At 58.5% G+C, this 22364-nt stretch carries 24 protein-coding genes and 1 pseudogene; 17 read left to right on the top strand and 8 right to left on the bottom strand.

What is annotated here, in order from left to right; translation table 11 throughout:
- Positions 1–48: 48 nt before the first annotated feature.
- From FFS64_RS16780 to FFS64_RS16790, 3 genes are all read left to right on the top strand, one after another.
- Entirely contained in the window at positions 49–921 is an 873-nt protein-coding gene (locus FFS64_RS16780; protein ID WP_137806309.1) for a LysR family transcriptional regulator, read from the top strand.
- A 112-nt stretch (positions 922–1033) separates the two neighbouring features.
- Entirely contained in the window at positions 1034–2566 is a 1533-nt protein-coding gene (locus tag FFS64_RS16785) for an EAL domain-containing protein (protein ID WP_137806310.1), read from the top strand.
- Positions 2567–2801: 235 nt separating this feature from the next.
- Positions 2802–3167 carry a histone-like nucleoid-structuring protein, MvaT/MvaU family gene (locus FFS64_RS16790; RefSeq protein WP_137806311.1) on the top strand — a complete coding sequence of 122 codons (366 nt, stop codon included), beginning with the start codon at positions 2802–2804 and terminating at the stop codon, positions 3165–3167.
- Positions 3168–3343: 176 nt separating this feature from the next.
- Here FFS64_RS16790 and FFS64_RS16795 read toward each other — a convergent pair whose 3' ends face one another.
- Positions 3344–3868 (bottom strand): DUF4946 domain-containing protein, encoded by a 525-nt coding sequence (locus FFS64_RS16795; RefSeq protein WP_177498735.1) that lies wholly within the window; start codon positions 3866–3868, stop codon positions 3344–3346.
- A 145-nt stretch (positions 3869–4013) separates the two neighbouring features.
- Here FFS64_RS16795 and gloA point away from each other — a divergent pair, with 145 nt between their 5' ends.
- Complete coding sequence (gene gloA / locus FFS64_RS16800; RefSeq protein ID WP_137806312.1) at positions 4014–4535, top strand: lactoylglutathione lyase; 522 nt, start codon at positions 4014–4016, stop codon at positions 4533–4535.
- Positions 4536–4639: 104 nt separating this feature from the next.
- Here the strand turns inward: gloA and ahpF are convergent, their stop codons facing one another.
- The 3 genes from ahpF to FFS64_RS16815 form a co-directional block, all read right to left on the bottom strand.
- Positions 4640–6202, bottom strand: a complete 1563-nt coding sequence (gene ahpF / locus FFS64_RS16805) for an alkyl hydroperoxide reductase subunit F (RefSeq protein ID WP_137806313.1) — start codon at positions 6200–6202, stop codon at positions 4640–4642.
- A gap of 130 nt (positions 6203–6332) precedes the next feature.
- Entirely contained in the window at positions 6333–6896 is a 564-nt protein-coding gene (gene ahpC, locus FFS64_RS16810; protein ID WP_095194743.1) for an alkyl hydroperoxide reductase subunit C, read from the bottom strand.
- Positions 6897–7129: 233 nt separating this feature from the next.
- The gene (locus tag FFS64_RS16815; RefSeq protein WP_137806314.1) at positions 7130–8062 is read right to left on the bottom strand and encodes a site-specific integrase; all 933 of its coding nucleotides are present in this window, start codon (positions 8060–8062) and stop codon (positions 7130–7132) included.
- A 177-nt stretch (positions 8063–8239) separates the two neighbouring features.
- On the opposite strand from FFS64_RS16815, the gene FFS64_RS16820 reads away from it, so the two are divergent.
- On the top strand, positions 8240–9253 hold the full coding sequence (locus FFS64_RS16820) for a DNA-binding protein (RefSeq protein WP_137806315.1): 1014 nt from the start codon (positions 8240–8242) through the stop codon (positions 9251–9253).
- On the opposite strand, the gene gorA is transcribed toward FFS64_RS16820, so the two are convergent.
- On the bottom strand, positions 9250–10608 hold the full coding sequence (gorA, locus tag FFS64_RS16825; RefSeq protein ID WP_137806316.1) for a glutathione-disulfide reductase: 1359 nt from the start codon (positions 10606–10608) through the stop codon (positions 9250–9252). The two genes, FFS64_RS16820 and gorA, sit on opposite strands and share 4 nt — an antisense overlap.
- Positions 10609–10722: 114 nt before the next feature.
- Positions 10723–11562: a UTP--glucose-1-phosphate uridylyltransferase GalU gene (gene galU, locus FFS64_RS16830; protein WP_095194738.1), complete on the bottom strand. Its 840-nt coding sequence runs from the start codon at positions 11560–11562 to the stop codon at positions 10723–10725.
- Positions 11563–11852: 290 nt separating this feature from the next.
- Between galU and FFS64_RS16835 the strand changes: the two genes are divergently transcribed.
- A complete protein-coding gene (locus tag FFS64_RS16835) occupies positions 11853–12041 on the top strand; it encodes a hypothetical protein (RefSeq protein ID WP_095194737.1) in 189 nt (62 codons plus the stop codon).
- A 127-nt stretch (positions 12042–12168) separates the two neighbouring features.
- The gene (locus FFS64_RS16840) at positions 12169–12450 is read left to right on the top strand and encodes a hypothetical protein (RefSeq protein ID WP_137806317.1); all 282 of its coding nucleotides are present in this window, start codon (positions 12169–12171) and stop codon (positions 12448–12450) included.
- Positions 12451–12487: 37 nt separating this feature from the next.
- Here FFS64_RS16840 and FFS64_RS16845 read toward each other — a convergent pair whose 3' ends face one another.
- The gene (locus FFS64_RS16845; RefSeq protein ID WP_095194735.1) at positions 12488–12844 is read right to left on the bottom strand and encodes a hypothetical protein; all 357 of its coding nucleotides are present in this window, start codon (positions 12842–12844) and stop codon (positions 12488–12490) included.
- 212 nt (positions 12845–13056) lie between these two features.
- Here FFS64_RS16845 and FFS64_RS16850 point away from each other — a divergent pair, with 212 nt between their 5' ends.
- The 5 genes and pseudogenes from FFS64_RS16850 to ada form a co-directional block, all read left to right on the top strand.
- A complete protein-coding gene (locus FFS64_RS16850; protein WP_057400164.1) occupies positions 13057–13359 on the top strand; it encodes a DUF1883 domain-containing protein in 303 nt (100 codons plus the stop codon).
- A gap of 47 nt (positions 13360–13406) precedes the next feature.
- Complete coding sequence (locus tag FFS64_RS31305; protein ID WP_171017096.1) at positions 13407–13577, top strand: hypothetical protein; 171 nt, start codon at positions 13407–13409, stop codon at positions 13575–13577.
- A gap of 94 nt (positions 13578–13671) precedes the next feature.
- Complete coding sequence (locus tag FFS64_RS16855; protein ID WP_137806318.1) at positions 13672–14376, top strand: 2OG-Fe(II) oxygenase; 705 nt, start codon at positions 13672–13674, stop codon at positions 14374–14376.
- Positions 14377–14381: 5 nt separating this feature from the next.
- Entirely contained in the window at positions 14382–15047 is a 666-nt protein-coding gene (gene alkB / locus FFS64_RS16860) for a DNA oxidative demethylase AlkB (RefSeq protein ID WP_137806365.1), read from the top strand.
- Positions 15048–15134: 87 nt separating this feature from the next.
- A pseudogene (gene ada, locus FFS64_RS16865) lies at positions 15135–16193 on the top strand (bifunctional DNA-binding transcriptional regulator/O6-methylguanine-DNA methyltransferase Ada); the annotation flags it as partial.
- 142 nt (positions 16194–16335) lie between these two features.
- Here ada and FFS64_RS16870 read toward each other — a convergent pair.
- On the bottom strand, positions 16336–17319 hold the full coding sequence (locus FFS64_RS16870) for an MDR family oxidoreductase (RefSeq protein ID WP_137806319.1): 984 nt from the start codon (positions 17317–17319) through the stop codon (positions 16336–16338).
- Positions 17320–17513: 194 nt separating this feature from the next.
- Between FFS64_RS16870 and FFS64_RS16875 the strand changes: the two genes are divergently transcribed.
- The 5 genes from FFS64_RS16875 (at position 17514) to FFS64_RS16895 (ending at position 22357) form a co-directional block, all read left to right on the top strand.
- Positions 17514–18578 (top strand): nitronate monooxygenase family protein, encoded by a 1065-nt coding sequence (locus FFS64_RS16875; RefSeq protein WP_137806320.1) that lies wholly within the window; start codon positions 17514–17516, stop codon positions 18576–18578.
- 146 nt (positions 18579–18724) lie between these two features.
- Positions 18725–19480 (top strand): molybdate ABC transporter substrate-binding protein, encoded by a 756-nt coding sequence (gene modA / locus FFS64_RS16880; RefSeq protein ID WP_137806321.1) that lies wholly within the window; start codon positions 18725–18727, stop codon positions 19478–19480.
- Positions 19481–20161: a molybdate ABC transporter permease subunit gene (gene modB, locus FFS64_RS16885; protein WP_137806322.1), complete on the top strand. Its 681-nt coding sequence runs from the start codon at positions 19481–19483 to the stop codon at positions 20159–20161.
- Positions 20162–20164: 3 nt separating this feature from the next.
- Entirely contained in the window at positions 20165–21244 is a 1080-nt protein-coding gene (gene modC / locus FFS64_RS16890; RefSeq protein WP_137806323.1) for a molybdenum ABC transporter ATP-binding protein, read from the top strand.
- Between the two features lie 93 nt (positions 21245–21337).
- The gene (locus tag FFS64_RS16895; RefSeq protein ID WP_137806324.1) at positions 21338–22357 is read left to right on the top strand and encodes a DNA topoisomerase IB; all 1020 of its coding nucleotides are present in this window, start codon (positions 21338–21340) and stop codon (positions 22355–22357) included.
- Positions 22358–22364: the final 7 nt, after the last annotated feature.

Consider the following 22364-nt stretch of genomic DNA (forward strand, 5'->3'; position numbering starts at 1 on the left):
ACGTATCATTGGGCTAATACTTGATCATCGTAAAATGAGTAAAAGCTCATGACACTCACGCAGTTGGAGATATTTTCCATCGTCGCCGAGCTGAACGGCTTCACGGCGGCGGCCAATCGCCTGGGGATTACCCAATCGGCAGTGTCCCACGCGTTGAAATCCCTGGAGCAGGAACTGGGCGTCGAATTGCTGCGCCGCCATCAATCCCAGGTTGAACTGAGTGATATCGGCCAGCAGCTCCTGCTGCGCGCGCGTGCCATGCTCGGGCTGGCCAATACCTTGCGCCAGGAAGCGGCGGATGCCCGGGGCATGAAGCGCGGCACCTTGCGCATCGGCTCGTTCGGCCCCACCTCGTCGATCAAGTTATTGCCCTTGATCCTGCAACACTACCGTGCCGAACATCCAGGCATTGAGGTACACATTGATGAAGGCCCGGACCGTCAGGTGATCCAATGGCTTGAAGAACGGCGGATCGATGTAGGATTTGTGGTGCTGCCTGACGAGCGTTTCGACACGGTGGCGCTGATGGAGGACCAGATGGTCGCGCTGCTGCCGGCCAATCATCCGCTGACGCCCCGCGACAGCGTGAGCCTGAGCGACTTGTGCCACGACCCTTTCGTGTTGACCGAGGCCGGATCCTCGGAGCTGGTGACACGGTTGTTCAACGCCGCCCGGCTGACACCCAATATCCGATTCCGCTGTTCGCAGTTGCTGAGTACCCTCGACACAGTGGGCCGCGGTGACGCGTTGACCCTGGTCGCCGAAGGCTCATTGCCGGAACAGAATGACAGCCGCTATGTGAAAAAGAATCTGTCACCCGCCGTGGCCCGACAGGTCGGCCTGGCCGTACTCGACCAACGCCAGGCATCACCGGCGGCGCTGGCGTTCCTCAAACTCGCCCAGCGGCTTGATTACCGATGAGCGGCATAAGTGCCAAGGGCCAACTATCATGGCTCGAACTTGAACTCTTCTTGCAGGGCGCTGCTTCCTGCCGGCATTTGAGAGCCTTCTTTCTTTGTTACAGGTTTCGCGAATGCCACTGAACGCCAAGACCCGCAAACGCAGCACCAGGATTGCCGTGACCCTCGCAAGCGGATTGCTCCCGGTCGTGCTGGGTGCTGTCATTCTTTATATGCAGGCTGAACGAACGCTTAAACAAAGCGCTGAACTAACTGCCGAAGACGCCATCCGCCAATTCGAACTGATGCTCGACAACACCGCTCAAGCTGCACGGGAATTACTGCCACTGGCCGGACAAAGTTGCATCGACGTCAACCTGGCGTTGCGCGAACAAGTCACCCGGCGTCCCTTCGTGCGTTCGACCAATCTGGTGTGGGATGACACCATTTATTGCAGTTCCTTGTTTGGCGACTATCACGAGAAGATTGCATCCGGGGACTATGCCGGTGGTCGCTTGCTATTAATGAAGGGCAACCCGGTCACGCCCGACACCGCACTGCTGGTGTATCGACTCGGCGAAGGCAAACGCGGCGTGATGAGTACACTCGATGGCTATCACCTAAGTAACGTCTTGCGCATGATCGGCGGCAAGACCCTGCTGGTTTTGCAAGTCGGCCCCCATTGGTTGTCCGCCGACGGCCAGTTTCATGAAGATGCCTTGCCCGAATTTCCGGTGGCGCAGACCAGGCTCGATTCTTCCCGTTACGCCTTTGGTGTAGAGGCCGGTTTTCCCGAAGGCCAAACCTGGCGCTACATGAGCAGTGAATATCCGCCGCTGTTCAGCCTGCTGATCTTTTTTGGTGTTGTTTCCGGCTTGATCGGGCATCTAGTGCAAAAACGGTCATCGTCACCGACTCATGAAATGAAGCGTGCGCTGGAAGCGGCGGAGTTCGTTCCGTATTTCCAGGCGGTTGTGCACGGTGACAGCAAAAAACTGTCGGGCATTGAAGTATTGATGCGCTGGAATCACCCAAAAGAGGGCCTGGTGCGTCCCGACCTGTTCATTCCATTCGCCGAATACTCCGGACTGATCGTGCCGATGACCCGCTCATTGATGCAACAGACCGCCGCATTGCTTGCGCCGCTGTCCACGTCGTTCGAGGAACCCTTTCACATCGGCATCAACATCACCGCCAGTCACTGCCAGGATCTGGACCTGGTCGAAGATTGCCGCCAATTCCTCGCAGCTTTCGCGCCGGGGTCCATTTACCTGGTGCTGGAATTGACCGAGCGCGAACTGATCGAGCCCACGGCCATTACCCTTCAACTGTTTGAGCAATTGCACGAGCTTGGGGTGAAGATCGCCATCGACGACTTCGGCACCGGCCACTCCAGCCTCGGCTATCTGCGCCAGTTCAACGTCGATTACCTGAAAATCGACCAGAGTTTCGTCGCCATGATCGGTATCGACACACTGTCCAGCCACATTCTGGACAGCATCATGGAACTTGCCGCCAAGCTCGAACTGGCGATGGTTGCAGAGGGTGTGGAAACCCAGGCACAAAGTGATTACCTGACCGCTCATAACGTTAACTTCCTGCAAGGCTATCTGTATGGGCGACCGATGCCTGGTGCGGAGTTCATTAGTGCATTAAGTGACCATTAACTAACGCTTTCAAGCGACGGGACAGCGATAGGACGCACCAATTTGAAACGAAAGACCACTCTTGGTTACATGAAAAAAAAGACATGATTTACTCTTGGCCCATTAACTACTACAATTTTTCATGCCTGCGGTTATTTGGCAGGTGAGCCATTTATCACCGAGTCGCTTCAAGGCTCTTGGCTTATAGCTTTGTTTGCGGTTGGTATCAGCCAAACACACTATTGGAGTAAAGATATTGTCCAGACTCGCTGAATTTCGTGCAGCTGAAAAAGCCCTTCAAGAGCAGCTCAAGCAGCTTGAGTCCCTGAAGAACGATGCCGGGCTCAAGAAAGAAATCGAATTCGAAGAAAAGCTCCAGGGGCTGATGAAAACCTACGGCAAGAGCCTGCGCGACATCATCGCCATTCTCGATCCGAAACCCGCCAAATCCGGCCTGCAACAGGCCTCGGCGCCTAAGACCCGCCGCGCTCGCGTGGTCAAGGTTTATCAGAACCCGCACACCGGTGAGCTGATTGAAACCAAGGGCGGCAATCACCGCGGCCTGAAAGCCTGGAAGGAACAATACGGTGCCTCCACCGTTGACTCCTGGTTGCGCGGCTAAGCATTTGCGCCGTAAAAAAAAGCCCTGCGAATGCAGGGCTTTTTCATGAATACCTGCTAAATGCAACGATATTGGCCGATCAACTCGCTACTTGCCGGCTAACTTCTGGCTTAATCCTTTTGGGTATCTAAACATTTCCGCATGGGCATAAAGCCTGAAGTCACTAAAGTCTTCGATTAAAGTTTCAAGGCGTTACGCGCAGCCTGTATTTCATCCAGGCTGGCCTTATAAGCCTCGGCCTGCCCGGCGTAGGAAAGAACGTAAGCTTTATTGGCGTCCACTGCAGCGACCAATGTTTGAGAAAGCACATGACGGCCGTTTTGCGTAATGGTGCAGGTGGTTTCCAGCGCCGATAACCGGCTCAAGGTAGTCGGATGAATCCGATTGCAGACACTTTGATAGCCGCCCTGAAAAAAGTCTTTCTGCACCGACTTGCGCATCTCCAGCAGCACGCCTTCCAGGTTAACCTGGTGACCGCTTTCCACCTGCGTCATGGTCAACTCCATCACCATCACCGGCGTGCCGCCTTGATCGACTTTCACCGCGCGCTGGCGGAAAACAGCGGAAGCGGCATCACTGGGCGCCATCTCTTCGACCTGCCAGCCGGCGGGCCAGGTCATGACCGGCATCTCGGCCTGAACGCCGGCAACCCAGGACAGCATGCCAACAAGGACGAACACCGATGTACCGAATCGAATCATTGCAATCAACACTCGCGTTTTGAGCCGTGAAGTCTGAGCCCAGGCCGGCTGTCAGGCAATAGCCGACGCTTTGGGTTTGGTGATGTCCGAACCCTTGCGTATCATTGTCGCCATTCGATAGCCCCGCTTATATTCCGGAGGGCCCATGAGCCTGCACGAACTGAACACCTTCCCCGGCGTCACCGCCCAACCCGATGCCGCGACGCAAAAATTTGTCTTCAACCACACCATGCTGCGGGTCAAGGACATCACCAGGTCGCTGGATTTCTACACGCGCATCCTCGGCTTTTCGCTGGTGGAAAAACGCGATTTCCCGGAAGCCGAATTCAGCCTGTACTTCCTCGCGCTGGTCGATAAATCACAGATCCCGGCCGACGCCGCCGCGCGCACCGAGTGGATGAAATCGATCCCCGGCATTCTCGAGCTGACCCACAACCACGGCACCGAAAACGATCCGGACTTCGCCTACCACAACGGCAACGCCGACCCGCGCGGCTTTGGCCACATCTGCATCTCGGTACCGGACATCGTCGCCGCGTGCGAGCGCTTTGAAGCACTGGGCTGTGACTTCCAAAAACGCCTGAACGACGGCCGCATGAAGAGCCTGGCGTTCATCAAGGACCCGGACAACTATTGGGTCGAGATCATCCAGCCTGCCCCGCTGTAAGCCTCACCGCAGAATCCCACAGAAAAGCAGCTTCCTCCATCGAAATGCCAGACACAAAAAACCCCATGATCGCTCATGGGGTTTTGTGTTTTCAGCCTCGGCGTTTATGCCGGGGCCGACGTGCGGATCAGATGATCGAAAGCGCTCAGGGAAGCCTTGGCGCCCTCGCCCACCGCGATCACGATCTGCTTGTACGGCACGGTGGTCACGTCACCGGCGGCGAACACGCCCGGTGTCGAGGTTTCACCACGGGCATCGACGATGATCTCGCCGCGCGGTGACAGCTCGATGGTGCCTTTGAGCCAATCGGTGTTGGGCAACAGACCGATCTGCACAAAGATCCCTTCCAGCTCCACGCTGCGCAGTTCGTCGGTCTGACGATCCTTGTAGCGCAGGCCGTTGACCTTTTGGCCATCGCCGGTCACTTCAGTGGTTTGCGCACTGGTGATCACGGTAACGTTCGGCAGGCTGTGCAACTTGCGCTGCAACACCGCGTCGGCGCGCAGTTGCACGTCGAACTCCAGCAGCGTGACATGGGACACGATACCGGCCAGGTCGATGGCCGCTTCGACGCCGGAGTTACCACCGCCTATCACCGCCACGCGCTTGCCTTTGAACAGTGGACCGTCACAGTGCGGGCAGTACGCCACGCCTTTGTTGCGGTATTGCTGCTCTCCCGGCACATTCATTTCACGCCACCGCGCGCCGGTCGCCAGGATCACGGTCTTGGCTTTGAGCTTGGCGCCGCTGGCGAATTGAATTTCATGCAGCTCGCCATTCGTGCCCGGCACCAGCTTGTCGGCACGTTGCAGGTTCATGATGTCCACGTCGTACTGCTTGACGTGTTCTTCCAGCGCCACAGCCAGTTTCGGCCCTTCGGTTTCCTGCACCGAAATGAAGTTCTCGATAGCCATGGTGTCCAGCACCTGGCCACCAAAGCGCTCAGCCGCGACACCGGTGCGAATGCCTTTACGCGCGGCGTAGATGGCCGCCGAAGCACCGGCCGGGCCACCGCCGACCACCAGCACATCAAAGGCTTCCTTGGCGCTGATCTTCTCGGCCTGACGCTCGATGCCGCTGGTGTCGATCTTGGCGATGATTTCTTCCAGCCCCATGCGGCCCTGGCCGAAGTTCACACCGTTAAGGTAGATGCTGGGCACCGCCATGATCTGGCGCTCATCGACTTCGGCCTGGAACAGTGCACCGTCGATGGCGACGTGACGGATATTCGGGTTCAACACGGCCATCAGGTTAAGTGCCTGGACCACGTCGGGGCAGTTCTGGCAGGACAGCGAGAAATAAGTCTCGAAGTTGAACTCGCCTTTGAGCGAACGGATCTGTTCGATGACTTCGACGCTGGCTTTCGAAGGGTGGCCGCCGACTTGCAGCAAGGCCAGCACCAACGAAGTGAATTCGTGGCCCATCGGGATGCCGGCGAATCGCAGGCTGATGTCGGCACCCGGGCGATTGATCGAGAACGATGGCTTGCGGGCATCGTCACCGTTGTCGAGCAACGTAATTTGAGTAGAAAGACTGGCAACGTCTTTCAGCAGTTCGAGCATTTCCCGGGATTTCGCACCGTCGTCGAGGGAGGCAACGATCTCGATCGGTTGGGTGACCCGTTCCAGGTACGATTTCAACTGGGCTTTAAGATTGGCGTCCAACATACGGGCGATTTCCTTTATTGAATTTCTTGCATAAAAAAACGCCCGAGCGAATCTCGCCCGGGCGTTTTTATTGGGCGGTGCAGCTTACTGAGTAGGTGCGGAGCTCCGCCCCGGGTTGCGCGTCACAGACTTAGATCTTGCCGACCAGGTCCAGGGACGGAGCCAGAGTGGCCTCGCCTTCTTTCCACTTGGCAGGGCAAACCTGGCCCGGGTGAGCAGCAACGTACTGGGCGGCCTTGATTTTGCGCAGCAGCTCGGAAGCGTCGCGACCCACGCCGCCGTCGTTCAGTTCGACGATTTTGATCTGGCCTTCAGGGTTGATCACGAAGGTGCCACGGTCAGCCAGACCTGCTTCTTCGATCAGCACGTCGAAGTTGCGGGAGATCACGTGAGTCGGGTCGCCGATCATGGTGTACTGGATTTTGCCGATGGCTGGCGAAGTGTTGTGCCAGGCAGCGTGAGCGAAGTGGGTGTCGGTGGAAACGCTGTAGATCTCGACGCCCAGCTTCTGGAATGCGTCGTAGTTGTCGGCCAGGTCTTCCAGCTCGGTCGGGCAAACGAAGGTGAAGTCGGCTGGGTAGAAGAACACGACCGACCACTTGCCTTTCAGGTCAGCGTCCGACACTTGTACGAAGTCGCCGTTTTTGTAGGCGGTAGCTTTGAACGGTTTAACTTGGCTGTTGATGATAGGCATCGTTGACTCTCCGTCAGGGGTTAAGAACTTGATGAAGTGAACTTTACCCACTCGACGGACGGTTGGCTCATTGGCAAACCTGATGCCGCTGATTGGCTTTCGCTATTAGCCAGAGGTATTAATAGAAGAAAACGATCTTGTGGGAGCGAGCCTGCTCGCGATGGTCGTCAACGATAACGCGCGCCTTCTGAAAGTACGCGACACCCTCAAGTTCATCGCGAGCAAGCTCGCTCCTACAAAGGTTTTTCCGTAAGACGTGTCATGCCGAGAAACGGACTGGCTTCGATGTAGCGTATGGCGGACTTCATGTCCTTCCAGCCCACGTAACTCATCAATGACTTCAAGTCCCAGCCGCTCTGATGTGCCCAGGAGGCAAAACCGCGGCGCAACGAGTGACTGGTGTAGTGTTCGGCGGCGATGCCAGAACGCTCAAGCGCCTGACGCAGCAATGGGATCACGCTGTTGGCGTGCAAGCCCTCCTCACTCAAATGGCCCCAGCGATCAATGCCGCGAAAAACCGGCCCGCGCACCAGAGCGGCTTCAGTGATCCAGGCGATGTATGCCTGCACCGGGCATAACCGCTGCAAGGCCGGTGTCTGGTAAGTCTTGCCGAAGTTTTCGCGGTCACTTTTACTGCGTGGCAGGTACAAGCTGATGCCGGATCCGGCTGTGGCTTGCACATGTTCGACCTGCAAACGACACAACTCGTCGCTACGGAAGCCTCGCCAGAAGCCCAATAGGATCAACGCTGTGTCGCGCCTGGCTCGCAACAACCCCGGTCGATCACCCTGACTCAGGGCTGTTTGCGCTTCTCGCTCCAGGGATTCGATCACTTGTTCCAGATGCTGAAGCTGCAATGGCTCGGCCTGTTTCTCCTGGGCCGGATGCAATGCACGAATCCCCTTGAATACCTTGCGTACCACCGGCGCTTTCGTCGGGTCGGCGAAGCCTTGGCTGTTGTGCCACTGCGCCAGCGCCGACAATCGCAGCTTTAAGGTGTTGATCGACAGCACACCGGCATGGGCGACCAGATAACGCGCCACGCTGTCGCCGGTGGCCGGCAGAAATCCACCCCAGGTCACTTCGAAGTGCTCGATGGCTGCGCGATAGCTGCGACGGGTGTTGTCGCGCGTGGCGGCTTGCAGGTAACGGTCCAGCTCTGTCATGGGTCGACTCTTGAAAATGTACCGTGTGAACAAGCACAAAACCGGTTTTCGGTGTCTCACACGGGGTAATACCAGTATATCCCGTGTCAAAAACATGCTGTATTTAACTTTTAAAATACAATGGTACAATGTGTATTTACGTAATACGTACCACATCACGAAATCGTAGGAGCAGTCATGGCCCGTGGCGGTGTAAATAAGGCAGTAGTGCAGGCTGCGCGTTTGGCGATCCTCGCTCGAGGCGAGAACCCCAGCATCGATGCAGTACGGATCGAAATGGGCAATACCGGCTCGAAAACCACGATTCATCGGTATTTGAAAGAACTGGGCGACGGCCCTGAAACGATGGAAACAGAACCCTCCGAGCCCATCGACGACGAGTTGCTGGCACTGGTTTCACGACTGGCACAACGTTTGAAGGAGCAGGCGCAATCACCGATCGATCAGGCTCGCGAACAGTTCGAATCGCAACGTAAAGCGCTGGAAACGCAGTTGGAAGAAGCCCGGGAAACCAACACCGAACTGCATCAGCAGTACGAAATCCAGAGCCTGGCACTGACCCAGGAATCCGAGGCGCTGCACGAAACCCGCGCCCTGCTGCAGACCGAGCAAACCCGCAATGCCGGGCTGAACCAGGCACTGGCCGATTTTGAATTACGCTTGCAGGACAAGGACGAGCAGATCCGCTCGCTGGAAGAAAAGCACCTGCATGCGCGCGACGCGCTGGAGCACTACCGCAATGCCGTCAAGGAGCAACGCGAGCAGGAACACAGCCGCCATGAAAGTCAGGTGCAGCAGTTGCAGATGGAGTTGCGTCAGGCCCAGCAAAGCGCGCTGGTGCGACAGGATGAAATCACCCAGTTGCACCGCGACAACGAGCGTTTGCTGACGGAAAATCGCGGCACCTTGCGCGAGCTGAGCCTGTTGCAGGAACAACTCAAGCAGAGCAACAACCGTCAGGACCAGTTGCTGGAGCAAGCCACCCGCGTCGACGGCGAACGCACCCTTCTCCAGGAACGCTTGCGCGTCGCCCTGCTGGAAAGTCAGTCGCTTAAACAGAATGTCGATGAACAGGCACAGATCAACAAGTCACTGGAAATCGAATTGACCAAGGCCCAGGCAGAGCTTGAAGAAAGTGTGCGCCTGGCCGCTACCATTGTGGCAGCGCCAGACGCAACGAAGGACGCTTAACCGGCGACCGGCGTACGCATGGTGACGAACTCTTCGGCGGCCGTTGGGTGTACGCCGATGGTTTCGTCGAAGTCGCGCTTGGTGGCGCCCGCCTTCAAGGCGATCGCCAGACCCTGGACGATTTCGCCAGCCTCCGGTCCGACCATGTGACATCCCAGCACCTTGTCAGTCTTGGCATCCACCACCAGCTTCATCAGCGTGCGCTCCTGGCATTCGGTCAGGGTCAGCTTCATTGGCCGGAAACGGCTTTCGAAGACCACCACCTCATGCCCGGCGTCGCGCGCTTCTTCTTCGGTCAGGCCGACGGTGCCGATGTTCGGCAAGCTGAACACCGCGGTCGGAATCATCTTGTAATCCACCGGGCGATACTGCTCAGGCTTGAACAAACGCCGCGCCACCGCCATGCCTTCGGCCAGTGCCACCGGCGTCAGTTGAACACGACCGATCACATCGCCCAGGGCAAGGATCGACGGCTCGGCGGTTTGATACTGCTCGTCCACTTCGACAAAACCTTTCTTGTCGAGTTTGACCCCGGTGTTTTCCAGTCCGAGATTGTCCAGCATCGGACGCCGGCCCGTGGCGTAGAACACACAATCAGCCTCCAGCTGGCGACCGTCCTTGAGCGTCACTTTCAAACTGCCATCGGCCTGCTTGTCGATACGCTCGATGTCGGCGTTGAATTGCAGGTTCATGCCGCGTTTGGTCAGCTCTTCCTGCAAATGCTTGCGCACCGAACCGTCGAAGCCGCGCAAGAACAATTCACCGCGATACAGCAGCGTTGTCTGCGCGCCGAGGCCATGGAAGATGCCGGCAAATTCGACCGCGATGTAACCGCCACCCACCACCAGCACGCGCTTGGGCAGCTCTTTGAGGAAGAACGCCTGGTTGGAACTGATCGCATGTTCGTGTCCCGGAATTTCCGGGATCTGCGGCCAGCCGCCGGTGGCGATCAATATGTTCTTCGCCGTGAAACGCTCGCCATTGATCTCGACGGTATGCGGGTCGACGATTTTCGCGTGACCTTCATGCAGGGTCACACCGCTGTTGACCAGCAGGTTGCGGTAAATGCCATTCAGGCGATTGATCTCGCGGTCCTTGTTGCCGATCAGCGTCGCCCAGTCGAACTGCGTTTCATCCAGGCTCCAGCCGAATCCCGACGCCTGCTCGAAGTCCTCGGCGAAATGCGCGCCATACACCAGCAGCTTTTTCGGCACGCAGCCGACGTTCACGCAAGTGCCACCCAGGTAGCGACTCTCGGCCACGGCCACTTTCGCGCCGAATCCGGCAGCAAATCGAGCCGCCCGCACACCGCCGGAACCGGCGCCAATCACATAAAGGTCAAAATCGTGGGCCATTTTCTATCTCCTCGGCAGGTGACCAGCATACCTGTGAGCGCTCGCTGGGCAAGCACCGCAAATGAAAAAGCCACCCGTAGGTGGCTTTTCAATACAAGAAGGTCGAGCGCGCTATCAGTACGCCTTGCCAGTCTTGTAGAAGTTCTCGAAGCAGAAGTTGGTTGCGTCGATGTAGCCTTCGGCGCCGCCGCAGTCGAAACGCTTGCCCTTGAACTTGTAGGCCATGACGCAGCCGTTCTGGGCTTGTTTCATCAGGGCGTCGGTGATCTGGATTTCACCGCCCTTGCCTGGCTCGGTCTGCTCGATCAGGTCGAAGATGTCCGGGGTCAGGATGTAGCGACCGATGATGGCCAGGTTCGACGGTGCGTCTTCCGGTTTTGGTTTTTCGACCATGCTGTGCACGCGGTAGATGTCGTCGCGGATCATCTCGCCGGCGATGACACCGTACTTGTTGGTCTCTTGTGGGTCGACTTCCTGGATGGCCACGATCGAGCAGCGGAACTGCTTGTACAGTTTGACCATCTGGGTCAGTACGCCGTCGCCTTCGAGGTTGACACACAGGTCGTCCGCCAGCACCACGGCGAACGGTTCGTCGCCGATCAGCGGACGGCCGGTCAGGATCGCGTGGCCCAAGCCTTTCATTTCAGTCTGGCGGGTGTAGGAGAACGAGCAGTTGTCGAGCAGTTTGCGGATGCCGACCAGGTATTTTTCCTTGTCGGTGCCTTTGATCTGGTTTTCCAGCTCGTAGCTGATGTCGAAATGGTCTTCCAGGGCGCGCTTGCCGCGACCGGTGACGATGGAGATTTCGTTCAAACCAGCGTCCAGTGCTTCTTCGACGCCGTACTGGATCAGTGGCTTGTTTACCACCGGCAGCATTTCCTTGGGCATGGCTTTAGTCGCTGGCAGGAAGCGAGTACCGTAACCGGCTGCTGGGAACAAGCATTTCTTGATCATATAAGTCCTTGAAAGGGCTGTGTGTACGAGTTTCGGCGCAGTCTAATCAGGCGGCGTGCACCTTACAATGCCCCGCACTGGCTAACCGATGCCATCATAGAGAAATATTCTGGCGGATAGTTCCGCAAGAGGTGGTGTTCGTCCTTCGGCAACCAGTAAGTGATAGCAGAGACCGCCAGGATTGCACGCCCTGTCTGCTGACAAACAATCACACCCCCTGCATCCTTCGACACCCGCCGGGTTATTTGGCGCTATCATGGCGCAATTGAACCAGCCAACGAGGCAGATAGATGTCGGCAGCAAAAAGCGTCAACGGGTACCTGATCAACAAGGCAAAAGACGGCCAGTGGTGGATAGGCAACGCTGGCGGCGAAAATATCGTCGGGCCTTTTCCGACCGAAGCCATGGCGATCGAAGTGGCGTCGGTGCTGGAGCTGGAACACCCGGAACCCAAACGACGCGGTAAAGACAAGAACTGACATGCCCACAGCCCTGCCATTGCGCAGGGCTTTTTTGTGACTGCTGAAGAAAAGTGGCCTTTCGCTATAATCTTTTGCCCGCAGCGCTGTCACAGGCTTTGCCCATGACTATGACGATGACAACGACATGACCCGATTTTTGCCACTGATTGCGGTATTGGCCCTGAGTGGCTGCGCGACGTCCGAAACCACCTACCTCAACAACGGCGAACAAGGCCTGGCCATTGATTGCTCCGGGGAAGCCAATTCCTGGGCGGCCTGCTATGAAAAGGCCGATGCCTCCTGCGCCGGTACCGGTTACCGCATCGTGGGCACCGACGGCACGCCGGCCCCCGAAGAAAGCGACAAGACCCTGGGGGTCGACGTCGGCAACTACAAGAACCGCAGCGTGGTGGTAGTCTGCAAGTAAGGCGCCCTGCCCCTACCTATTGAATGGAGTTAGCTTCTCAGCCGGAAATGCACGCGGTCGCGGCATTGCGTACATCAAAGGGGCGCAGCGGCACGTTGGAGATACGCTCATGGAGCTTGATCCCGCTGCCGCCGGAGCGCTCTTCGATATCGAATACGGCGGCCGGCCCCGATGACAGTTTCTGCGGCACGATCACCCGCACACCGTCTTTCTGTGGTTCGATCTGCAGGGCGCCGCGGCTGCCGGCGAGTTTTTCGCTCAGGCATTGCGCGTATTCATGAGGTTTCTTGCCGGAAATCACGTTCATGGTGGGCAGGGTCTCGTTGATGTCCGAGACACTTGCGCAACCACCTGTCGCCAACGCCATTGGCAGGACCCACACACCCCACTTCATACGAAACCTCCGATAAAGACCCTCCGACAGCGCAGAGGCGATTTTTCTCCGGGCCCGACAGCATTTATCGCTGAAAGAATGCCGGATAACCGTTTTTAATTGTCAAAGCGGGCTTAGACAGCCAGATAATAACGTCTGCGGGCTGATAAACTGCGCCCATTGCCCACTGCTATCGTTTTGATTTTGTAGAAAAAGCCCTTCTGGAGGCGCCCATGAAATTTATCCACCAGCGCGAGCACCTCAACGAAGACGACATCGTCGTCATTCAATGCTCGCAGATGTGCAACATCCGTTTGATGAACGACGCCAATTTCCGCAGCTTCAAGAATGGCGGCCGTCACACCTACCACGGTGGCGCGTTCGACACCTTCCCGGCCCGCATCACCGCGCCGAGCACCGGTTTCTGGAACATCACCATCGACACGGTCAACCGCCGGGCAATCAGCGTTACCCGCAAACCGACCCTGACCCATTCGATCAAGATCATCCGCCGCTCCAGCTCCAAACTGAGCTGAGTGACGTCCCCGCTCTTGAACAGAGCGTCAAACAGACAGGTATGACCGTGGCCCAGACAACCAAATACGTCATCAAATACAAGCTCAATGGCGAACGCCGCTTCGAATTCGCCCAACTGGAAAACGGCACCGAGGAAGAAGCGAAGGCGGCACTGGACGCTTTGCACGGCCAGGGCGAAGACGTCATCAGCGACATCAGTGTGAGCAAAGCGCTGTAACGCCATCCGCACGTTGAAATTCGGCCGCAAGCACCGGAGTGTCCGCATCATCAGAGCTTTCTAAACTGGTCCCTCAATCATGTGAGGCCCGGTAATGAGCGAGAATTACCTGAACAGACTGGATTGGCCTCTGCTTGAACAGCAACTCGATCAGGACGGCTGCGCGGTCATCCCGTCGCTGTTGAGCCACAAGGCGTGTGATGACATCAGCGCCTTGTACGCCCAATCCGAGCCTTTTCGTTCGCAAGTGATCATGGCCCGTCATGGTTTCGGTCGAGGCGAGTACAAATACTTCCGATACCCGCTACCGGACCTCGTGGCCCGGCTGCGCACTTCGCTGTACCCGCGATTGGTGCCGATCGCCAATCGCTGGCATGAGCAGATGGGCTTGCCGGGCCGGTTCCCTGACACTCATGAAGCCTTTCTCGAACGTTGTCATGCCGCTGGTCAGGAACGACCGACACCCTTGTTGCTGCAATACGGGCCGCAGGACTACAACTGCCTGCATCAAGATCTGTACGGCGAACACGTCTTCCCGCTGCAAATAGCGATTCTTCTGTCAGAACCGGGTGAAGATTTCACCGGTGGCGAGTTCGTGCTGACCGAGCAGCGCCCGCGCATGCAGTCACGCCCGCAGGTCATCGGCCTGAAAAAAGGTGACGGCTTGATCTTTGCAGTCAATCAGCGCCCGGTCAAAGGTGCGCGCGGTTACTATCGAGTGACCCTGCGCCACGGCGTCAGTCGCCTGCACAGCGGAAAACGGCATACCCTTGGCATTATCTTCCACGACGCATCATGAACCCCATGAATCCGACCACCTTTGACCTGTTTGCCGACGAAGTGCCCGAGCAGCAACCTCGGCGCGAGCGGATCGGCGAACAATCCTGGGTCTTGAGAGGCTTTGCCCTGCTCTGGCTGGAGCGCTTGTTGCCTGAACTAAAGGCGGTACTTGCGACTGCGCCGTTTCGGCAGATGGTCACGCCGGGCGGTTTCACCATGTCGGTCGCCTTGAGCAGCTGCGGTACATGGGGCTGGACCACCGACCGCAGCGGTTATCGTTATACCCGCAACGATCCGGAGACTGGCCGGCCCTGGCCACCCATGCCTGAAGTGTTCCTCCAACTGGCGCAAGCAGCGGCGCGGGAAGCAGGGTTCACGGAGTTCGTGCCGGACTCCTGCCTGATCAACCGCTATATCCCCGGTGCGAAAATGTCGTTGCATCAGGATAAAGACGAACAGTCCTACGCGGCGCCTATTGTTTCGGTGTCACTGGGGTTGCCGGCCATGTTCCTGTTCGGCGGCTTTGAACGCGGTGATAAAAGCCAACGGGTGCCGTTGTTGCATGGCGACATTGTGGTCTGGGGCGGTGTCGATCGCTTGCGTTATCACGGCGTCCTGCCGATCAAGGATGGCCAGCACCCGCATTTGGGTCAGCAGCGAATCAACTTCACTTTTCGCACGGCTGGATGATGCATTGGAGTTTGACCGCAAGCGCCGGAGTGTGGGCGTACTGGCGAGTGGTTAATCTGCGACAAACGGGTCAACGGATATAAAGCCATGACAAGCCAATCGACAAAAATCAGCACCGAAAACGATCCACGCTGGGCCGCTGTTGTCGCCCGCGATCCACAGGCGGACGGGCAGTTTGTCTACGCGGTGAAAACCACCGGGATCTACTGCAATCCCAGCAGCCTGGCACGCTTGCCCAAGCCGCAAAATGTCGAATTCTTCGAAACCGCCGAGCTGGCTCAAGCGGCGGGTTATCGTCCAAGCAAACGCGCGGCGAAGGATCAGAGCGAGATGGCCGCCCGGCATGCCGCCACTGTGGCCGCCGCGTGCCGTCAGATCGAAATCGCCGAAGAGCTTCCTGCACTGAACGAGCTGGCGGAGGCCGCGGGCCTGAGCAGCTTTCACTTCCATCGGGTGTTCAAGGCCGTCACCGGCCTGACGCCCAAGGGTTACGCCGCGGCCCATCGCTCACGCCGGGTACGGGAGCGGCTGGCGGATGGCGGTTCGGTCACTGACGCCTTGTACGATGCCGGCTTCAACTCCAACGGGCGTTTCTATGAGGCGGCGGATCAGGTGCTGGGCATGAAACCCGCCGATTACCGCGCCGCCGGCCAGAACAACGACATTCGTTTTGCCGTCGGCCAGTGTTCCCTCGGGGCGATTCTGGTGGCGCAAAGCGAGCGCGGAGTGTGCGCGATCCTGTTGGGTGATGATCCGCAGCAACTGGTCTGCGATCTGCAGGACAAGTTTCGCCGGGCCAATCTGATCGGTGCCGATCAAGCCTTCGAACAGTTGATCGCCAGGGTCGTGGGTTTTATCGAAGCCCCGGCCCTGGGCCTGGACTTGCCACTGGATGTGCGCGGCACGGCGTTTCAGGAACGGGTCTGGCAAGCCTTGCGGGAAATACCTGTCGGCAGCACCGCCAGTTACGCCGATATCGCTCAGCGCATCGGCGCGCCGAAAGCGGTTCGCGCCGTGGCACAAGCCTGCGGCGCCAACAGCCTGGCGGTGGCGATCCCCTGCCACCGCGTGGTGCGCAGCGATGGCAATCTATCGGGGTATCGCTGGGGGGTGGAGCGTAAACGGCAGTTGCTCGATCGAGAAAGCACCACCTCCCCCTTGCAGGAGAAGCCGGTCGACGCTCGATTGCTCGCGATGGACTCAAGAACGCCGCGTTGAGCCAATATATACACGTAATCGTTAACGACCATCGCGAGCAAGCTCGCTCCTACAGGGGGGGTGTGCCCAATCAGCGGTTCACATCCACCACAACCCGCCCACGCAATTGCCCGGCCAGCAGGCGTGGAGCGGCATCAATGGCCTCACTCAAGCCGATTTCGTGGCTGATCAACGGCAGCAGATTGAAATCCAGATCCTGCGCCAGGCGACGCCACGCTTCCACGCGCTTGGCTTTGGGTTGCGTCACACTGTTGATGCCGGCGAGGGTCACGCCTCGCAAAATGAACGGAGCGACCGAAGCAGGGAAATCCATGCCCTGGGCCAGGCCACAGGCGGCGACGGTGCCATTGGCATTGGTGCTGGCACAGGCGTTGGCCAGGGTGTAGCTGCCGACCGAGTCGATGACTGCCGCCCAGCGTTCCTTGGCCAGTGGCTTGCCAGGCTCGGACAGTGTGGCGCGATCGATGATTTCGCTGGCGCCCAATTGCTTGAGGTAGTCGTGCTCCGAGGTACGCCCCGTGGACGCGACCACCCTGTAACCGAGTTTGCTCAACAGTGCGATGGCGAAACTGCCCACGCCGCCATTGGCGCCTGTGACCAGCACTTCGCCTTGCTCGGGCGTCACACCGTTATGTTCCAGCGCGAGGATGCACAACATCGCCGTGTAACCGGCGGTGCCGATGGCCATGGCTTGCGCAGCGCTAAATGCCGTGGGCAGCGGAATCAGCCAATCGCCATTCAGGCGCGCTTTCTGCGCCAGGCCGCCCCAATGCCCTTCGCCTACACCCCAGCCATTGAGCAGGACCTGGTCACCGGCCTTGTAATCCGGATGCCCGCTGACTTCGACAGTCCCCGCCAGATCGATCCCTGGCACCATCGGGAATTTGCGCACCACCGGGCTGCTGCCGGTAATCGCTAGGCCATCCTTGAAATTCAGCGTGCTATACGCCACACGCACAGTCACGTCGCCCTCGGGCAGTTGATCGTCGTTGATCTGTTGCAGGGTGGCCCGGTAACCGCTGTCGTCTTTGTCGATCAAAATGCCATTGAACATGATTGCCTCCGGTGGGTTCACCTGTTTCGTGTGATTTAAATACCACATCGCAAAAAAATGCCGCACTCGACTTTAAGCCAATTCATGACACTACCGAGGCTGTAAACAAAACATGACTGGTCTTGGGTCAGCCATGCTGCTACAAATCCTGATCTACCGTCCCTGCCCGATTCCACCGTCGGAGAACACCCAAAATGAGCCAATGGCCAGACACCCGCATTCTTGACCTGCTAGGAATCGAACTGCCCATCATCCAGGGACCGATGGCCGGCGCCACCAACGCTTCCATGGTCATCGCGGCGAGCAACGCCGGTGGTCTGGGCTCCATGCCGGCAGCGATGCTGAGTATCGAGCAATTGCGCGAGGAGCTGAAAACCATTCGCCAACACACTCAGCGCCCGATCAACGTCAACTTCTTCTGCCATCAACCGCCGGAGGCCGACGAGCAACGGGCGCAAGACTGGAAGAGTCTGCTGGAACCCTACTACCGCGAATTGGGCGTTGACTTCGATGCGCCGACACCGGTGTCCAATCGTGCGCCGTTCGATGCCGCGGGCTGCGAAGTGATCGAGGAATTGCGCCCGGAAGTCGTGAGCTTCCACTTTGGCCTGCCGGAAAGATCCCTGTTGGACCGGGTAAAAGCCACTGGGGCAAAAGTGCTGTCCTCGGCCACCACGGTCGAAGAAGCCATCTGGCTTGAGCAGCATGGCTGTGACGCGATCATCGCCATGGGTTACGAAGCGGGTGGACACCGCGGGATGTTTCTCAGCGATGACCTGAACAGTCAGGTCGGGACTTTCGCACTGGTGCCGCAAGTCGTCGATGCGGTGAAAGTGCCGGTGATTGCCGCCGGCGGCATTGCCGATGCGCGCGGTGTGGCGGCAGCGTTCATGCTGGGCGCTTCGGCGGTGCAAGTCGGGACAGCGTATCTGTTTACCCCGGAAGCCAAGGTCAGTGCGTCGCATCACAAGGCGTTGCGTACAGCGAAAGAAAGTGAGACTGCCGTCACCAACCTGTTCACAGGGCGTCCCGCGCGCGGAATTCTCAATCGGGTGATGCGCGAACTCGGGTCGATGAGCGCCAAGGCACCGGCCTTCCCGCTGGCCGGTGGTGCGCTGATGCCGTTGCGGGCCAAAGGTGAAGCGGACTTCAGCAACCTCTGGGCCGGGCAGGCGTTCACCCTGGGGGTTGAATTAACGACTGCGGAACTGACCCGGCGGCTGGCCGAGGAAGGCTTGGCGAAATTACTTCGCCGCTGAACAAGCTCCCTCGCCACAAAAGCACAACCTCGTTAAGAGTTTTCTTACTTCAGATCAGCCAAGTTCCGTTCACAGGTATTTCGCTATATATTTAAATACATAGCGATTCCCCCCCGTGCAATATTCGCCTGTAACGGAGCCGTTTCATGACCCTGCGTGCCTCACGTTTTGCCCCCATCTTGCTGACTGTATTCGCCTTCGGCTCTGCCCAGGCCGATGAAGTCCAGGTGGCTGTCGCCGCCAACTTCACCGCGCCGATTCAGGCGATTGCCGCCGATTTCGAAAAAGACACCGGCCACAAACTGGTGACTTCGTTCGGCGCAACCGGTCAGTTCTATACCCAGATCAAGAATGGCGCGCCGTTCGAAGTGTTCCTGTCGGCGGACGACACCACCCCGGAAAAACTGGAAAAGGAAGGTGACACCGTCAAGGGTTCGCGCTTTACCTACGCCATTGGCACCCTGGCGCTTTGGTCGGCCAAGGAAGGCTATGTCGATGCCAAGGGCAATGTCCTGAGCGACAACCAGTACAGGCATCTGTCCATCGCCAACCCGAAAACCGCGCCTTATGGCCTGGCAGCCACTCAAGTACTGGCCAAACAAGGCCTGACCGACACGGTCAAGGACAAGATCGTTGAAGGCCAGAACATCACCCAGGCCTACCAGTTCGTGTCCACTGGCAACGCCGAGTTGGGCTTCGTGGCCTTGTCGCAGATCTACAAAGACGGCAAAGTCACCGGCGGCTCGGCCTGGATCGTTCCGGCCGACTTGCATAACCCGATCAAACAAGACGCGGTGATTCTCAACAAGGGTAAGAACAACCCGGCCGCCAAGGCACTGGTTGATTACCTCAAGGGTCCGAAAGCCGCTGCTGTCATCAAATCCTACGGTTACCAACTCTAAATGACGCTCACGAGTGCCGATTTTTCCGCTATCTGGCTGACCCTGAAACTGGCGTCCATGACGACCGTCATCCTGTTGGTGATCGGCACTCCGCTGGCGTTGTGGCTCTCGCGCACTCAATCCTGGTTGCGCGGTCCGGTCGGGGCGATTGTTGCCCTGCCCCTGGTGTTGCCGCCCACGGTGATCGGTTTTTATCTGTTGCTCGCGCTCGGCCCGAACGGGTTCGTCGGCCACTTCACCCAGTCACTGGGGCTTGGCACCCTCACCTTCAGTTTTGCCGGGTTGGTCATCGGCTCGGTGCTGTACTCGATGCCGTTCGTGGTCCAGCCGCTGCAAAACGCCTTTTCCGCCATTGGCACTCGTCCGCTGGAAGTGGCCGCGACGTTGCGCGCCAATCCCTGGGACACCTTTTTCAGTGTGACTCTGCCCCTGGCCCGTCCCGGCTTCATCACTGCGGCCATTCTGGGTTTTGCTCACACCGTCGGCGAGTTCGGCGTGGTGCTGATGATCGGCGGCAACATTCCCGACAAGACCCGTGTGGTTTCGGTGCAAATCTACGATCACGTCGAAGCCATGGAATACGCCCAGGCCCATTGGTTGGCCGGGGCAATGCTGGTGTTCTCCTTTGCGGTCCTGCTGGCGCTGTACTCCAGTCGCAAAACCAAAGCGGGCTGGAGCTGATCGATGATTAAAACGCGCCTGACGTTGAGTTACCCGGGGTTCGTCCTGGATGTCGATTTGCAGTTGCCCGGCCGTGGCGTTACGGCTCTTTATGGACATTCCGGTTCGGGCAAGACCACCTGCCTGCGCTGCATCGCTGGACTGGAACGGGCCGATCAGGGCTTTATCCAGGTCAATGACGAAGTCTGGCAGGACAGCGACAAGAAGCTTTTCGTCGCACCGCACAAACGTGCGCTGGGTTACGTGTTTCAGGAAGCCAGTCTGTTCCCGCATCTGTCGGTGCTGGCCAATCTGGAATTCGGTCTGAAACGCATCCCGAAACACCAGCGCCAGGTCGACATGGCCCACGCGACCGAATTGCTCGGGATCGGCCACCTGCTCGATCGCCATCCGCAACACCTGTCGGGTGGTGAACGGCAACGCATTGGCATCGCCCGCGCCCTGCTTACCAGCCCGAAACTGTTGTTGATGGACGAACCGCTAGCGGCGCTGGATGCCCGACGCAAAGGTGAGATCCTGCCTTACCTGCAACGGCTCCACGATGAACTGGACATCCCCGTGCTGTACGTCAGTCATTCCCAGGATGAAGTGGCGCGCCTGGCCGACCATATTGTATTGCTCAGCGACGGCAAGGCGCTGGCCAGCGGTCCTATCGGCCAGACCCTGGCCCGCCTCGACTTGCCCTTGGCGCTGGGCGATAACGCCGGCGTGGTGATTGAAGGTTGCGTCAGCGCCTATGACGCTCACTATCAGTTGCTGACCCTGCAACTGCCCGATACGGACCTGAAAATTCGCGTGGCACACACGCCGATGGCGGCGGGCCAGGCGTTGCGCTGCAAGGTTCAGGCGCGTGACGTGAGCTTGAGCCTGCACAGTGTCGAACACAGCAGCATCCTCAATCGCCTGCCGGTCACCGTGGTCAGTGAATTGGGTGCCGACAACGCTGCCCACGTGCTGGTGCGCCTGGATGCGGCGGGCACGCCACTGCTGGCGCGCATCACGCGCTTTTCCCGCGACCAGTTGAACATACATCCCGGCCAGCAACTCTGGGCGCAGATCAAGGCCGTGGCCGTCCTGGCCTAGGCGTAGCAGCACGGGTAAACGCGCTGGCACGACTGCTGAGGCGTGAGGTCAATGGCTGTAACGCCCCCGGATTCCTCGCCCAGGACAATCGCCATGCCCGATGCGCTGCCGCCCGATTTGCGTTATGTCGATGACACCCTGCCCGGCATCAGCCGCAAGAAACTGCGCGGCAAGTTCTGCTACTTCGATCCGGCTGGCCAGCGCATTACCGATCCGGACGAGATTCAGCGCATCAATTCCCTCGCGGTGCCGCCAGCCTACACCGATGTATGGATCTGCGCAGACCCTCGGGGGCATCTGCAAGCCACCGGCCGCGATGCGCGCGGTCGCAAGCAGTACCGCTATCACCCGCGCTGGCGAGAAGTACGCGACAGCGACAAGTACTCACGTCTGCGGGATTTCGGCCTGGCCCTGCCGAAACTGCGCAAGCAGCTGGAAGCGTTATTGGCCGCACCAGGTTTGAGCCGAGACAAGGTCATGGCCACCGTCATCACCTTGCTCGATGCCACGCTGATCCGGGTTGGCAACACTCAATCCGCACGGGACAACCGCTCCTACGGCCTGACCACCTTGCGCAGTCGTCATGTGGAAATCAACGGCAGCGCGATCCTGTTCCAGTTTCGCGGCAAAAGCGGCGTCGAACATCAAATCACCGTGAAGGATCGGCGCCTGGCGCGGATCATCAAGCGCTGCCAGGACATTCCGGGGCAAAACCTCTTTCAATACCTCGATGAAAACGGCGAGCGGCACACCATCACGTCCAACGACGTCAACAGTTACCTGCAAACCCTGACCGGTGCCGACTTCACCGCCAAGGACTATCGCACCTGGGCCGGCAGTGCCCTGGCGCTGGCGGTGTTGCGCAAATTGCAGTGGCAGCCGGAATCGGAGGCGAAACGGCATGTGGTGGAGATGGTGAAAAACGTTGCCAGACAGTTGGGCAATACCCCAGCGGTGTGCCGCAAATGCTACATCCATCCGGCGGTACTCGAGAGCTTTGTGCTGGGTGCCCTGGCCGAATTGCCCCGGCCGAGAACCCGCAAAGGCTTGCGCGCCGAAGAAGTCGGCCTGGCGATGTTGCTGGAGAAACTGGCATCTGAACCGACGAACTGACCCGCCT

The organism is Pseudomonas sp. G(2018), from assembly GCF_005502415.1.
Classification (GTDB): domain Bacteria; phylum Pseudomonadota; class Gammaproteobacteria; order Pseudomonadales; family Pseudomonadaceae; genus Aquipseudomonas.